Consider the following 13,618-nt stretch of genomic DNA (forward strand, 5'->3'; position numbering starts at 1 on the left):
TCGGTGGCTCCCGGTGAGCCGGGTGCCCGAGGCTGCGTCGCCCGGTCGTATGCCGCCGGGTCGGCCTGCGCTGTCAGGCCTGGACCCGCTTCAGCTCGGGCTCGGCGACGGCCTTGACCTTCTGGATCTCGGCCATCGGGTCGGCGCCCTCCTTGACGATGCGGTTCATCGCGTCACCGAACGCGGTGGAGCACTTGGGCGTCCACAGGATCGGGCTCTGCGCGTGGCCGACGTCGGTGGCGAGCTTGGCGGCCTCGGCCGCCTGGCCGCTCTTGAGGCTGTTCGCCTGGCTGATGAGGCTCGTGCGGGCCGGGATGTGGAAGCCGTAGGAGGTCGCGAAGTCGAGCTGGTCCTGGGTCTGGTCGATCCACAGCCACTTGACGAACTTCTTGGCCGCCTCGACGTCCTTGCTCTTGGCGCTGACGCAGGAGCCGTAGGCGCCGACGGGCACCGAGGCCTTGCCCTGGCCGTCGAGGGCCGGCCACGGCATGACGCCGAAGTCGTCGCCGAGACCCTTCTTGATGTCGGGGAAGGTCCACAGGCCGGTGAACTGCATGGCGGTGAGGCCCGAGACGAGGGCGGACGGGTCGAACCAGTCCTTCGGCGCGCCGAGCAGGAGCACCTTGGCATCCCACATCTCGCGCAGCTTGCCGAGGGCCGTGGCGGCGCGCGGGTCGTCGAAGCCGAACTGGTTGTCCTTGGTGAGGTAGTCCAGGCCCGCCGACCACAGCATCGGGCCGCCCATGAGGTCGGCGCCGCCGGCGTTGCCGAGGAAGAGGCCCTTGACGTTGCCCTGGGTGAGCTTCTTGGCCGCGGCGATGAGCTCGTCGATCGTCTGCGGCGGCGTGATGCCCGCCTTGTCGAGCATCGACTTGCGGTAGACGAGCAGCTGCATGTCGATGACCTGCGGGATGGCGTACGTCTTGCCCTGGTAGGTCATCCGCTCGAGCAGGCTCTGGTTGAAGTCGGACTTGGTGTCGCCGAGCAGGTCGGTGAGGTCGACGACCTGGCCGCCCTTGATCATGTCGATCGTCGGGCCGTTGCCGTACTCGAAGACGTCGGGGCCGGCGTCGGTCAGCAGCGAGGCGGCGGTCGACTGGTCGTAGTCGCCGGGCTTCCAGCTGACCTTGACGGTGGCCGGCTTGTAGGCCGCGGCGTACTTCTCGACGGCCTGCTGCGTGCCGGCCTCGCCGTACTGGTGGTACCACTGGTTGAGGGTCGGGCCGCTGCCGCCACCGCTCGCGCCGCCGGACGAGGCGGTCTCGCGCCCGGTGTTGCTGCCGCAGGCGGCTAGCGCGCCGGTCACCGCAGCGGCGCCGCCGAGGGCGAAGAGGGACCGCCGGCTCAGGCTGGCCAGCAGGGCCTGGTCGATCTGCTTGTCAGACATAGGTTCCCCTGCGTCCTTCCTGCCCGGGCGTGCGGGCACATTCGTGCTGGGCGTTCGGCCAGTCTGCTCGACCTCGCCCACCCGGCGATCGTATGCCCGTCGTATACCCGTATGCCGGATGGATCGGTCCGTGGTCGGGGCGCGTGGTCCGGCGGCGCATCGCGACCGGTCGGGTCGAGCGCGCGTCGGGTGCCGCTCAGATGGCGGCGGTGGAGTCGAGCGGGTTGTCGGCCGCCTCCTCGGCGGCGGTGCGCAGGAGCTGGCCGACGAGCAGGAGGGCCTGCTCGTCCTGCGCCGTCATCCGCCGGCCAAAGGGGCCGCGGGCCCGGGCCACCGACTCACCGATGCGCAGAATGCTGGCGCGCACGTCCTCACGGATGTCGGGGGACATCCGCTCGAGCAGGCGCGTCACGGCCAGCAGGCCCGAGACGATGGGCCGGCTGTCCAGCTGAAACTCGTCGAAGAGCCACCGCCGCTCGGTGGCGGCCGTGCCGAGCAGCTCGCGACCAGGGCCGGTGCTGCGCAGCGCGGCGTCGGTGACGGCGTCCCAGAAGGCTGCGCGCTCGTCGTCGTCGAACCGGACGCGGCCCGTGATCGCGCTCAGGACCCCCACGGGGGCGAGCCGGAGCGTCGCCAGCTCCGCGTCGGTCCACTGCTCCAACCACTGCGAGCCGACCACGGGCGTCACCTCCTGCGCCTCCCCCATGAGGACCCGACGGGTGCCCATCCAGCGTACGACCGCGCGGACGAGCGGGTCCTCACTCGGCCAGAGGCTCGGGCACGCTCCCGGCCACGGGCTCGGGCATCCCGGGGCGGGCTCGCACGTTGTCCCGAAGGACCCACTCCCCAGCCGGCGCCCACCGACGCCGCACCGGGCCACCACCCCCAGAGAGGCACCGCATGGACCAGCTCCCCGACCTCGCCGGCCGGCACGTCGTCGTCACCGGCAGCAACAGCGGCACCGGCAAGGAAGCCGCCCGACGCCTGGCCGCCGCCGGCGCCGACGTCGTCATGGCGGTGCGCTCCACCGACAAGGGCGAGGCCGCCCGCGCGGAGATCCTCGCGAGCATCCCGGACGCGTCGGTGACGGTCCGGCGCCTCGACCTCGCCGACCTCGCCTCCGTGCGGTCTTTCGCGGGCGCGATGCTGGCCGAGGGACGGCCGATCGACGTGCTCGTCAACAACGCCGGCGTCATGGCACCGCCGAAGCGGTTCGAGACCATCGACGGCTTCGAGCTGCAGCTCGGCACGAACTTCCTCGGCCCGTTCGCGCTCACCAACCTGCTGCTGCCGCTCGTGCTCGCCGGCGACCGGCCGCGGGTCGCGACGATGACGAGCGGCGCGGCCGCGTTCGGCAGCATCGACTTCGCGGACCTGCAGTGGCGGACGCGTCGATGGAGCCCGTGGCGCTCCTACGCCCAGTCCAAGCTCGCCGACAGCCTCTTCGGCCTGCAGCTGGCGCGGGTCGCCACCGAACGCGGCTGGCCGCTGCTCAGCACGCTCGCACACCCGGGCTACACGCGTACCAACCTGCAGGTCGCCGGCGCGAGCCTCGGCCGCGAGGGGGCGAAGCCGCCGCTCTACACCCGCGTCCACGTCGTGCCCGCGCAGGAGGTCGGGCAGGGGACCGAGCCGCTGCTGCACGCGATCGCCGACCCGGCGGCCACCCAGGGCGCCTTCTACGGTCCGGGGGGCCGGTTCGGGATGACGGGCCCGGCGACGCTCGTGACCCAGCCGCGGTCGGCCCGCAAGCCGGAGCTCGCCGCCTCGCTGTGGGCCGTCGCCGAGAGCCTCACCGGCACCGCGCTCCCCGCCTGACGCGAGGCCGACGCGTCAGCGGGAGGGCGCGACCCGGCATACGCAAGGGGTGTGGACAAACGTCGGAAAGTGCCCACTCGATGTGGGAGGGCGGGGCGGGATGTGGACAAACGTCGGAAAGTGCCCACTCGACTTTGGGGTTGGCTCTGGACTGGGCCTCAGCCGCCGACGACGGCGGTCTGGTCCCAGCCGCAGCCGCACGAGCCTCGGACGACCATGCGGGTGGGGAGCACCTGGGGGTGCACGTCGAACTTGCGGCCGCCGATGCGCTCGTGGAGGCGGATCGCGGCCCAGCGGCCGAGCTCGCGCATCGGCTGCTGGACGGTGGTCAGGCCGGGTGCGAGGTAGCGCGAGGTCATGATGTCGTCGAAGCCCACCACGGCCACGTCCTCGGGCACCCGCCGACCCTCCCTGCCGAGCAGGACCATCGTGGCCAGCGCCAGCTCGTCGTTGGCGCACACCAGCCCGTCGACGGCAGCGCCACCGGCCTCGGCCTCGCGCAGCGCCTCCATGACGCGACCGCCCGACGTCTCCTCGAAGGCGACGCGGATCGGCCCGGCCACCTCGGCGCCGCGCTGGCGGGCGAGGGCGTGCAGGAAGCCGCGGTAGCGCTCCGAGACGTCGTGCGAGATGTCGGGGTCGCCGACGAAGGCGAGCCGCTTGCGGCCGTGGTCGAGCAGGTGCCGGGTCAGCTCGGCGGAGCTGATGAAGTTCTCCACCTGCACCGCGTCGCACCCCGGCACCGCGTTGCGGGCCACGAGCACGGTCGGGGTGCTCTTGACGACCTGGCGCACCATGGCGTCGCTGATCGTGTCGTTGGCGATGACGATGCCGTCGACCCGGCCGAGGATCTTGCGCACCGAGGCCTCGGCGTCCTTGTGGGCGTCGCAGACCACGACGACAACCGAGCGCCCGTCGCGGGCGGCCGTCGACTCGAAGCCCGACAGCAGCTCGGAGTAGTACGGGCCTCGCAGCCCCGGCAGGACGAGCCCGTGCGTCTCGTGCGACGGCACGTCGACCGGCCGGCCGGCCCGCAGGGGGACGTACTCGAGCTCCTCGACCGCCCGCAGCACCCGCTGGCGGGTCATCGCCGAGGCCGGGGTGGAGCCGCTCAGCACCCGCGACACCGTGGCGATGGACACGCCGGCGCGCTCGGCCACGGTGTAGATCGTGACCGGCCGCGCGTCGTCGTGCTCCGTGGACACCCAGGCTCCCTCGCTCGGGAACACTGTGCCCGGGCTCGCGCCGCTGCACAACTCAGCACAACTGCACGCGAACCGTGCCGAAGCGACTCCTAGAAGGGGTTGGGGATCGCGTCGATGAGCCGCCGGGTGTAGTCGTCGCTGGGGTCGCGGATGACCTTCAGGGTCGGGCCCTGCTCGACGACCTTGCCCTCGTTGAGCACGATCACCTCGTCGGCGAGCATCCGGGCACTCAGCAGGTCGTGGGTGATGTAGAGGATGCCCACGTCCTTGACCTGCACGAGGTCGTTGAGCAGCTCCAGGATCTCCGCGCGGATCGACACGTCGAGGCTGCTGATCGGCTCGTCGGCGACGATGATCTGTGGCTCGACCGCCAGGGCCTTGGCGATGACGACGCGTTGGCGCTGGCCGCCCGACAGCTCGTAGCCGTAGCGGTTCATGAACCGGTCGGCCGGGGTCAGCGCGACCGTCTCGAGCAGCTCCTTGACCCGCTCGCGCAGGGCGTCGCCGCGCAGCCCGTGGTAGTTCGCGAGGGGCCGGGCGAGGATGTAGCCGACGCGCTTGGCCGGGTTGATCGAGCTGTACGGGTCCTGGAACACCATCTGGACCTCGCCGCGGTAGTCGCGCAGCGCCCGGCCCTTGAAGCCGGCCACCTCCCGGTCGCCCTCCGGTCCGTGGAAGACGATGCGGCCGCCCGTCGGGCTGTCGACGCCGGTGATCATCCGGGCCAGGGTCGACTTGCCGCTCCCGCTCTGGCCGACGAGCGCGGTGACCTGGCCCTTGCGCAGCACGAAGGTCGCGTCGGTGACCGCCTCGGTGCGCTGGACGGCGAGTCCGCGGCGGCGGGTGAAGACCTTGGAGACGTTCTCGAGGCTGAGCACGGCGGGGCCGCGCAGCGCGTCGCTCGACTCCTCCGCCGTCTTGACGAACTGGGGCCCCTCGAAGACGCGCGTGGGCTCACCGTGCTCGCCGGCGCCGTCCTCGTCGCGCTGCAGCCTGGCGACGTGGCAGGCGCCGCGGCCCTCGCCGAGGGGGTGGAGCGGCGGCTCCTGCTCGGCGCAGATGCCGATGCGCTCGGGGCAGCGCGGGCAGAAGCTGCAGCCGACGATCGGCAGACTGAGGTCCGGCGGGCGCCCCGGCACGTAGGTGATCCGCACCGTCTCCGCGCGGGGGTCGCCGTACGACCCGAGCAGGCCCTTGGAGTACGGGTGGAGCGGGTCGCGCAGGAGCGCAGCGGCCGGCTGCTCCTCGACGATGCGGCCGGCATACATCACGAGGATGCGGTCGGAGAGGTCGAGCACCGTGCCGATGTCGTGGCTGATGAAGAGCACCGCGAAGCCCTGCTCGGCCTGGAGGCGCCGCACGTTCTCGAGGATCGAGTGCTGCACGACGACGTCGAGGCCGGTGGTCGGCTCGTCGAGGAGGACGAACTTCGGCTCGAGCGCGAGCGCCAGGGCGAGGTTGACGCGCTGGCGCATGCCGCCGGAGAGCTCGTGCGGGTAGGCGCCGATGAACTTGTGGTCGATGATGACCATGTCGAACAGCTCGCGTATGCGTTTGGTGACGGCCTCGCCGCGCAGCTGCGAGTGCTGCTCGATGACGTCGCGGAACTGCGCCTCCACGCGCGTCACCGGGTTGAGCGCGTTCATGCTGCTCTGGAAGACGGTCGACAGGTCACGCCAGCGGATCGCCCGCAGGTCGTCCTCGGGCAGGTGCGTGATGTCGGTGCCGTCGAAGGTGATGCTCCCACCGCTGATGCGCCCGGGCCGCTGGAGCAGCCGCAGCAGCGCGGTGCCGAGCGTCGTCTTGCCAGAACCGGACTCGCCGATGAGTCCGACGAACTCGCCGGGCTCGATCGCGAAGCTGACGTCCTGGACGGCATCCAGCGGCCGGTGGCTCTTCGGCTCGTAGCGGACCGACAGGTCCTTGACCTCGAGCAGGCTCATGAGTCCTCCCTCAGGTGGGGGTTGCTCAGCAGGTCGACGCCGAAGTTGATGAACGACATGCCGGTGATGAGGATGGCGAGGACGAGGCCGGGGGTGAAGACCCAGAGCCACAGCCCCTGCGTGATGGCGCCCTGCGCGTTGGCCTGGTAGAGCATCGTGCCCCACGAGACGCTCCGGGAGTCGCCGAGGCCGAGGACCGCGAGGCCCGCTTCGGCGCCGATGGCGCCGGTCGCGGCGCCGACGAAGGCGGCCACGACGAGCGAGCTCATGTTGGGCAGGATCTCGCGGAAGATGATGCGGAAGGTGCCCTCGCCGGAGAACTTCGCCGCGGTGACGAAGTCGCGGTTGCGCAGCGTGATGATCTGCGCGCGCTTGGCCCGCGCGCCGCCGGCCCACGACGTGATCGAGATGACGCCGACGATGAGCCAGACGCCGCGCACCTCGCTGTAGGCGACGAGCGTGATGATGAGCGGCAGCGCCGGGATGACGAGGGCGACGTTGGTGATGAACGACAGGATGTCGTCGACGATCGTGCCCTCGGCGTAGCCGGAGACCATGCCGACGACCAGGGCGATGAGCGTCGCCAGCAGTCCGCCGAAGAGGCCGACCAGCAACGAGATCCGCGTGCCGTAGATGAGCTGCGAGGCGATGTCGCGACCGTCGTTCGTCGTGCCGAGCCAGTGGTCGCCGCTCGCACCGAGGAGCGCCTCGAACGAGGAGTCCAGAGGGTCGTGCGGCGCGAGAAGCGGCGCGAAGACCGCGACGAGGACGTATGCCGTGACGATGACGATGCCGACGCGTGCCTTCCTGCTGCTCCACATCACCTCCCACCAGCGGTCGGGCCGTTCGGCGTCGGGGACCTGCTCGACGCTGGCCGACTGGGCCGGATCGCCCTCTGCCAACACGTCGTTCACGGGCAGGATCGTCATGACTGGGCCCTCCTCGCCCGCGGGTCGAGCACTCCGTAGAGCAGGTCGGCGACGAGGTTGGCGACGAGCACCCCGACGGTGGTGAGCAGCATGAGGGCCTGGAGCAACGGGTAGTCCTTGTTGCCGACGGCCTCACCCATGAGGCGGCCGAGGCCCGGGTAGTCGAAGGCCTGCTCGACGAGGATCGTCCCGCCGAGCACTCCGCCGAGCGCCAGCGCGAAGCCGGTCACGCTGGGCAGCAGGGCGTTTCGCGCCGCATACTTCAGCGCGACCACCCGGTCGGGCAGGCCCTTGGCCCGCGCCAGGCGGATGTAGTCCTCGCCGAGGTTCATGATCATCGTGTTGCGCATGCCGAGGATCCAGCCGATCGGCGTGACGACGAGCAGGGCCACGGCCGGCAGGAACGAGTGCGACACCGCCTCCTGGATGAACGGGAAGTTGAAGCCCGGCGTCGAGTCCTCGTAGCCGCCCGACGTCGGGAACCAGCCGAGGCTGTAGCCGAAGACGTAGAGCAGCAGCAGCGCGATCCAGAACGGCTGCAGTGTCCCGAGGAAGGTCGACCCGAGGGTCACGACGGAGTCCAGGCGCGAGTTGCGGCGCCACGCGGCATACGCCCCGAGGACGATGCCGACGACGAAGGAGAGCACCTGCGTGATGGTGACGAGGATGACCGTCCACCAGAAGGCGTGGCCGATGACCTCGGTGACCTTGAACGGGTAGTAGCTGTAGGACAGCCCGAGGTTGCCGTGGAACAGCTGGCCGAGGTAGTCCCAGTACTGCGAGACCAGCGAGCCGTCCGGCGCGCCGAGCATGGCGCGCATCGCCTTGACCTGGGCCGGGTCGAGCGCTGCGTCCTTGCCGGCCAGCTTCTTGACCATGATCTCGGCGGGGTCGCCGGGCTGCAGGCGCGGGATGAGGAAGTTGAGCGTCACCACGGCCCAGAGGGTCGCGAGGAAGAAGCCAAGCTTGCGGGCGAAGTACTTCACCGCGTCCTCCTGCCCTTGGTCATGCCCTCGGCCTCGCCGGGCCGGCCGGGTGGGGTGGGCACGCGTGCCCACCCCACCGAGCCGGTGGTTGCCGGCTCCATCACTTGGGCGCGGTGAGCCGCGTCATGACGAGGAGGGCGTCGTCCACCGGGTTGGCGTACGGGTTCTGCTCGCTCGGCCAGCCGACGGCGTGGTCGGTGCGGTAGAGGATGCGGGCCGGCGCGTAGATGAGCGAGGTGACCGGGTACTTCGTCATCATCGTGTCGACGAGCTCGCCGACGTACTTCTTCTGGTCGGCCTTGTCGGTGGACGCGGCGAGGTTCCTGACGGCCTCGTCGGTCACCGGGTCGCTGTAGCGCTCGACGTTGGGGAAGATGTCGGTCTTCGTCGGCATCGACTTGCTCGAGAGCTTGGCGCCGATGTTCTGGGCCAGCTCGCAACCGCCGTGGAGGTACTCGAACAGCAGCTGGAAGTCGCCGGTCTTCTTCTGGCCGTCGACCGAGTCGGGCGCCGAGGCGGTGACCTTGGTGTCGACGCCGGCGGCGTTCATGCCCTGGGCCACGACGTCGGCCATCGCCTGGTAGTCGATGAAGCCGGCCTGGACCGAGAAGTTGATCGACAGCGGCGAGCCGTCCGGGTTGGTGCGCTTGCCGTCCGCGCCCTTCTTGTAACCGGCGGCGTCGAGGAGCGAGTTCGCCTTGGACACGTCGAACGGCAGCACGGTGTCCTTGCCGGCGTACTTCTCCGGCAGCAGGTTCTCCATCGAGGGCAGCTTGAGGCCCGTCTGGCTGGCCGGCTTCATGATGCCGTAGGTGGCCTTCGTCGACATGGCCTGCTTGTCCATCGCGTAGCTGATCGCCTCGCGGAACTTCGGGTCGTTGAAGGGCGCCTTCTGGTCGTTGCCGGTGAGCACGGTGGTGCCGTTGGGCGCGTAGTAGAAGTGGTTCTTCTGCGGGTCGGCGTCGACGAACGACTTCTGCGGGTTGGGGATCTCGCCGTAGTACGCGTCGAGCTGGCCCGAGCGCAGCTTGAGCGCCGCCTGGGAGGCGTCGTAGGTGCCCTCGAGGACGAGCTTCTTGACCTTGATCTTGTCGGCCTGCCAGTAGTCGGCGCGGCGCTCGAGCACGAGGCGGCGGCCGTTGTAGCTGCCGATCTTGAAGGGTCCGGTGAAGACGGGCGCCTTGTCGATGAACTTCGTCGGGTCGCCGACGCTGCCGTAGTAGTGCTCCGGCAGGATCAGGGTGCGGATGATGCTGTCGTACTTCGCCGCGGCGTTGCCGGTGAACTCGAAGACGACCTTGTCGCCCTGGGCGGTGACGGACTTCGCCGGGGCGCCGATGGCGTCGTTCCACAGACCGGCCTTGTCGGCGCCCGGGTACTTCTTGCCGAGGTTGAAGGTGAAGGCGACGTCCTCTGCGCTGAAAGGCTTCCCGTCGCTCCACTTGACGCCCTGGCGGATGTCCAGCGTCAACTTGGTGGGGCCGTCCCACGTCGCCTTGGTGGCGAGCCAGGGGGTCTCCTCGCAGGTGAGGTTGTTGCGCACGATGAGCGGCTCGTAGAGCCAGCGCGTCGTCAGCGGCTTGGGGGAGAGCGGGTTGTAGTTCACGAGGCCGCCGACGGTGGCGTCGGCCTCGGAGGGGAACGTCAGCTGCTCGATCATGCCGTCGCTGGAGCCGCTGCCCTGGCTCGCCTTCTGGGCGGCGCTGCCGGCGCATCCTGTCAGGGCGAGGGCGGCGGCGGTCAGGCCGGTCACGAGGAGCAGGGGCTTGGTGCGTGTTCGCGTCATTGCGGACCTCCGTGGGGGGCGGGTTCGGCGCCAATCTAGGTCCGCTTCGTCGAGCACTGTCAACGCTCTGGAAGCATGTAACTACTTTCATGGGGTCGGCCGTGCGTGCGCTGACTTTCATTTGTTTTCAAGGGGATTCGCTCTGGTGTGAAAACAGGGCCGGTTGGTAGACAAGAGCAGTGCTCGACGACAACGACGTCCTGACCGCCCCTCGCATCCACACCCTCCGGGGCGGCCCATCCCTCTTCGCCGAGGTCCTCCCGAACGGCGGCCTGCGCCGGCTCGAGGCCTTCGGCCGGAGCCTGCTGCTGCACCCCGCCACCGTCGCGGAGGCCGGGCTGACGAACGTGCACCTGCGGGTGCACGCACCGGACGGCATACGTCGTCGGGCACTGCTGCGCCCCGGGTCCGGGTCCACGGTCACGGCCGGGAACGACAGCGTCGTCGTGACCGGTCGGCACGAGGCGCTCGACTACCGCCTCGACCTCACCCTCGGTCGCGAGCACGCCAGCTGGCACTGGGACCTGGCCCTGACGAACACGTCCGGCGAGCCGGTCACCGCCGACGTCGTGCTCACCCACGACCCCGCGCTGGCGCCGCTCGGTGCCGTGCGCACCAACGAGTACTACGTCAGCCAGTACCTCGACATCTCGCCCGTCGCGACGGACGGCCACGGCACTGCGGTCGCCGTGCGGCAGAACATGCCGGGCGAGCTCGTGCCCTGGCTGATGGTCGGGTCGGCGGGCACCGGTGCAGGTTGGGCCACCGACGCGCTGCAGCTCATCGAGCGGACCGAGCGCGGCGTGCGCTGGCCCGGGCTCGACGCCGCCACGCTGCCCGGGGAGCGGCTGCAGCACGAGCACTCGCTCATCGCCCTGCAGGACGCCCCGGCCGTCATCGCGCCGGCCGCCACCCACACCACCGGCTTCTGGGGCATCGCGCTCGAGGACCACCCCGACGCCACCTCCGACGCCGACGCCCGTTGGGCCGATGTCGCCCTCGCCGACCGGGCAGCCGAGCCGTCCGCGACCGACGCGACCGGTGACGCCTCGGCGCCCGCACCCGCCACGCTGTGGTCGGCCAGCCCGGCCTTCCCGTCGCGACCGCTGGCGCACACCGAGCTCGAGGCCGCCGGCCTGCTCGACGACCGCACCCAGGTCGAGACGGCCGAGGACGGAACCGAGCTCGCCTGGACCGTGGCCGGCGGCCAGCTCGTCACCCCGGCCAAGGAGCTCGCGGTCCTGCGCCCGCACGGTCACATCCTGCGCACCGGTGACGCGTTCACCCCCGACTCGCGCTCGGTCGCGTCGACGGTGTGGATGGCCGGCACCTTCCACTCGCAGATCACCCGCGGCCACGTCGGCCGCAACCCCGTCGCGACCGGCCGCCGCACCTACCTCGGCCTCCAGCGCGCCCACGGCGTCCGCCTCTTCGTCGAGGACACCGACGGCTCGTGGAGCCTCCTCGAGACGCCGAGCGCGTGGTTCACCGGTCTCGACCACTGCACGTGGTGGTATGCCGCCGCGTCCGGTCCCGTGCTCACCGTGACCTCGAGCGCCCCCGCCGACGAGCACGAGCTGCGCCTCTCGGTCGCGCAGAGTGGTGACACCCCGCGGCGGGTGCTGCTGACCGTGCAGGTCGCCGACGACCTCACCGACGCGCCCTCCCTGACGACCGCCGACGACCACGTCGACGTCGTGACCGCGGGCGACCCGCGCCCGTGGCGCCTCTCGTGGACCGGCAGCGGCAGCGCCGATGCCGGCGACGCCCGCCTGCAGTCCGACGGCGTCACGCGCGGACCCGGCTGGCTGACCGTCCTCTTCGACCCCAGCGAGCAGGTCGAGGTCACTGTCGCCTCCGCGCCCGGCGCCGGTGACGCACCAGCCGGCGAGGTGCTCCCCGTAGGCGAGCAGCTCGGAAAGGCTTTCTGGGACAGGGCGGGTCACGCCGTCGCGCTCGACGGTGCCGGTCTCGGTGACGCCGGCTCGCAGGCCGCGAACCTGTCGGCCGCGCTGCCGTGGTTCACGCACAACGCCTTCGTGCACTACCTCTCCCCGCGCGGCCTCGAGCAGTTCTCGGGCGGTGCGTGGGGCACCCGCGACATCTGCCAGGGACCGGTCGGCCTGCTGACCGCGCTCGGGCGTCAGGACGCGGTGCGCGACGTGCTGCTGCGGGTCTTCCGCGCGCAGAACGCCCGCGGCGACTGGCCGCAGGCCTTCGAGTTCCTCCCGCCGCTGCCCGAGACGGGCCAGCAGGACTCGCACGGCGACGTCGTCTTCTGGCCGGTCCTCGCCGCGGGTGACTACCTGCGCACCACGGGTGACGCGAGCATCCTCGACGAGCAGGTCGCCTTCGTCGGCGACGACGCCTTGGGCGAGCCGGACACGGTCGCCGAGCACCTGCGGCGTGCGGTGGCCCGGATCGCGGAGAGCACGGTCCCCGGGAGCCCGCTGCCGGCATACGGCCACGGCGACTGGAACGACTCGCTCCAGCCGGCCGACCCGCACCTGGCGGCGCACCTCGTCTCGACGTGGACGGCGGTGCTGCAGACCCAGTCGCTGCGCACCCTCGCCGAGGGCCTGCACGCTGTGGGCACGCCCGGCGACACCGCGGAGCTCAGCGCCGACGCCGACGAGCTGGCCGAGCGCACCCACGACGCGCTGCTCGAGCAGCTCGACGCCGACCCGGTGCTGCCCGGCTACCTGCTGCACCACGAGGACGGGTCGTTCGAGCCGCTCGTGCACCCCTCGGACGAGCGGACCGGGCTGCACTACGGCGTGCTGCCGTGGATCCACGCGATCGGCGCCGAGCTGATGACGCCCGAGCAGGCTCGCCACCACCTCGACCTCATCGGCGAGCACCTGATGGGCCCCGACGGGGCGCGCCTCTTCGACCGGCCGGTCAGCTACGTCGGGGGGCCGATGACGGTCTTCCAGCGCGCCGAGGCCAGCACCTTCTGGGGCCGCGAGATCGGCCTGATGTACATGCACGCCCACCTGCGCTACGCCGAGGCCTTGGCCCGCGTCGGCGACGGCGCCGAGCTGCTGACGGCGCTGGCCAAGGCGAGCCCGGTCGGGCTGGATGCGCTTGTCCCGCAAGCGCGTCCGCGCCAGACGACGTGCTACTACTCCTCGTCCGACGCGGCCTTCACCGACCGCTACGACGCGTCGGAGCGGTATGCCGCGCTCATGGCCGGCGACGTGCCGCTCGAGGGCGGGTGGCGCATCTACTCCTCCGGCCCCGGTCTCGTGCTGCGCCTCGTCACCGAGGTGCTGCTCGGCATCCGCCAGCGCGGCGAGGAGGTCGAGGTCGACCCCGTGCTGCCGCCCGCGCAGGCCGCCGACGGCGCCACCGAGCTGACCGCCCGTCTACCGCTCGCGGCCACGGACCTGACCGTCCGCTACGTCGTCGGTCCCGAGGGCCACGGCGTGCGCCGGGTCACGGTGGACGGCCGCGAGCTCGAGACCCGACCGCTCAGCAACCCCTACCGCCGGGCCGGCGTAGCCGTCCCGCTCCAGGACCTGCTGTCCGCCCCCACCGAGATCATCGTGGAGACCCACTGAC

Annotated in this window: 9 protein-coding genes; 2 read left to right on the forward strand and 7 right to left on the reverse strand. The window is 71.2% G+C overall.

Features of this window, described 5'->3' with window-relative positions; all coding sequences use genetic code 11:
• Window positions 1-73: 73 nt before the first annotated feature.
• Both AB0316_RS01125 and AB0316_RS01130 read right to left on the reverse strand, forming a co-directional pair.
• Window positions 74-1,387, reverse strand: coding sequence for a sugar ABC transporter substrate-binding protein (locus AB0316_RS01125; RefSeq protein ID WP_366269721.1), 1,314 nt, complete (start codon window positions 1,385-1,387; stop codon window positions 74-76).
• 196 nt (window positions 1,388-1,583) lie between these two features.
• Window positions 1,584-2,114 carry a hypothetical protein gene (locus tag AB0316_RS01130; protein WP_366269722.1) on the reverse strand — a complete coding sequence of 177 codons (531 nt, stop codon included), beginning with the start codon at window positions 2,112-2,114 and terminating at the stop codon, window positions 1,584-1,586.
• A 173-nt stretch (window positions 2,115-2,287) separates the two neighbouring features.
• Between AB0316_RS01130 and AB0316_RS01135 the strand changes: the two genes are divergently transcribed.
• A complete protein-coding gene (locus AB0316_RS01135) occupies window positions 2,288-3,205 on the forward strand; it encodes an SDR family oxidoreductase (RefSeq protein ID WP_366269723.1) in 918 nt (305 codons plus the stop codon).
• A 158-nt stretch (window positions 3,206-3,363) separates the two neighbouring features.
• Here AB0316_RS01135 and AB0316_RS01140 read toward each other — a convergent pair whose 3' ends face one another.
• The 5 genes from AB0316_RS01140 to AB0316_RS01160 all read right to left on the reverse strand — a co-directional run bounded on the left by AB0316_RS01140 (window position 3,364) and on the right by AB0316_RS01160 (window position 10,054).
• Window positions 3,364-4,410, reverse strand: coding sequence for a LacI family DNA-binding transcriptional regulator (locus AB0316_RS01140; protein WP_366269725.1), 1,047 nt, complete (start codon window positions 4,408-4,410; stop codon window positions 3,364-3,366).
• Window positions 4,411-4,499: 89 nt separating this feature from the next.
• The gene (locus AB0316_RS01145) at window positions 4,500-6,353 is read right to left on the reverse strand and encodes an ABC transporter ATP-binding protein (RefSeq protein WP_366269726.1); all 1,854 of its coding nucleotides are present in this window, start codon (window positions 6,351-6,353) and stop codon (window positions 4,500-4,502) included.
• Window positions 6,350-7,282, reverse strand: coding sequence for an ABC transporter permease (locus AB0316_RS01150; protein ID WP_366269728.1), 933 nt, complete (start codon window positions 7,280-7,282; stop codon window positions 6,350-6,352). Before AB0316_RS01150 ends, AB0316_RS01145 begins: the two co-directional genes overlap by 4 nt.
• The gene (locus AB0316_RS01155) at window positions 7,279-8,268 is read right to left on the reverse strand and encodes an ABC transporter permease (protein ID WP_366269729.1); all 990 of its coding nucleotides are present in this window, start codon (window positions 8,266-8,268) and stop codon (window positions 7,279-7,281) included. The genes AB0316_RS01150 and AB0316_RS01155 overlap by 4 nt, the downstream gene beginning before the upstream one ends.
• A gap of 100 nt (window positions 8,269-8,368) precedes the next feature.
• Entirely contained in the window at window positions 8,369-10,054 is a 1,686-nt protein-coding gene (locus tag AB0316_RS01160; protein WP_366269730.1) for an ABC transporter substrate-binding protein, read from the reverse strand.
• A 179-nt stretch (window positions 10,055-10,233) separates the two neighbouring features.
• On the opposite strand from AB0316_RS01160, the gene AB0316_RS01165 reads away from it, so the two are divergent.
• Window positions 10,234-13,617, forward strand: a complete 3,384-nt coding sequence (locus tag AB0316_RS01165; RefSeq protein ID WP_366269732.1) for a cellobiose phosphorylase — start codon at window positions 10,234-10,236, stop codon at window positions 13,615-13,617.
• Window position 13,618 lies beyond the last annotated feature (1 nt).

Source organism: Terrabacter sp. NPDC080008, assembly GCF_040702505.1.
GTDB lineage: Bacteria > Actinomycetota > Actinomycetes > Actinomycetales > Dermatophilaceae > Terrabacter.

What these genes read in the sequence shown, in the direction of transcription:
- AB0316_RS01130 (WP_366269722.1), bottom strand. Translation starts at nt 2,114, where the DNA reads ATGGGCACCCGTCGGGTCCTCATGGGGGAGGCGCAGGAGGTGACGCCC.
- AB0316_RS01150 (WP_366269728.1), bottom strand. Translation starts at nt 7,282, where the DNA reads ATGACGATCCTGCCCGTGAACGACGTGTTGGCAGAGGGCGATCCGGCC.
- AB0316_RS01135 (WP_366269723.1), top strand. Translation starts at nt 2,288, where the DNA reads ATGGACCAGCTCCCCGACCTCGCCGGCCGGCACGTCGTCGTCACCGGC.
- AB0316_RS01125 (WP_366269721.1), bottom strand. Translation starts at nt 1,387, where the DNA reads ATGTCTGACAAGCAGATCGACCAGGCCCTGCTGGCCAGCCTGAGCCGG.
- AB0316_RS01145 (WP_366269726.1), bottom strand. Translation starts at nt 6,353, where the DNA reads ATGAGCCTGCTCGAGGTCAAGGACCTGTCGGTCCGCTACGAGCCGAAG.
- AB0316_RS01160 (WP_366269730.1), bottom strand. Translation starts at nt 10,054, where the DNA reads ATGACGCGAACACGCACCAAGCCCCTGCTCCTCGTGACCGGCCTGACC.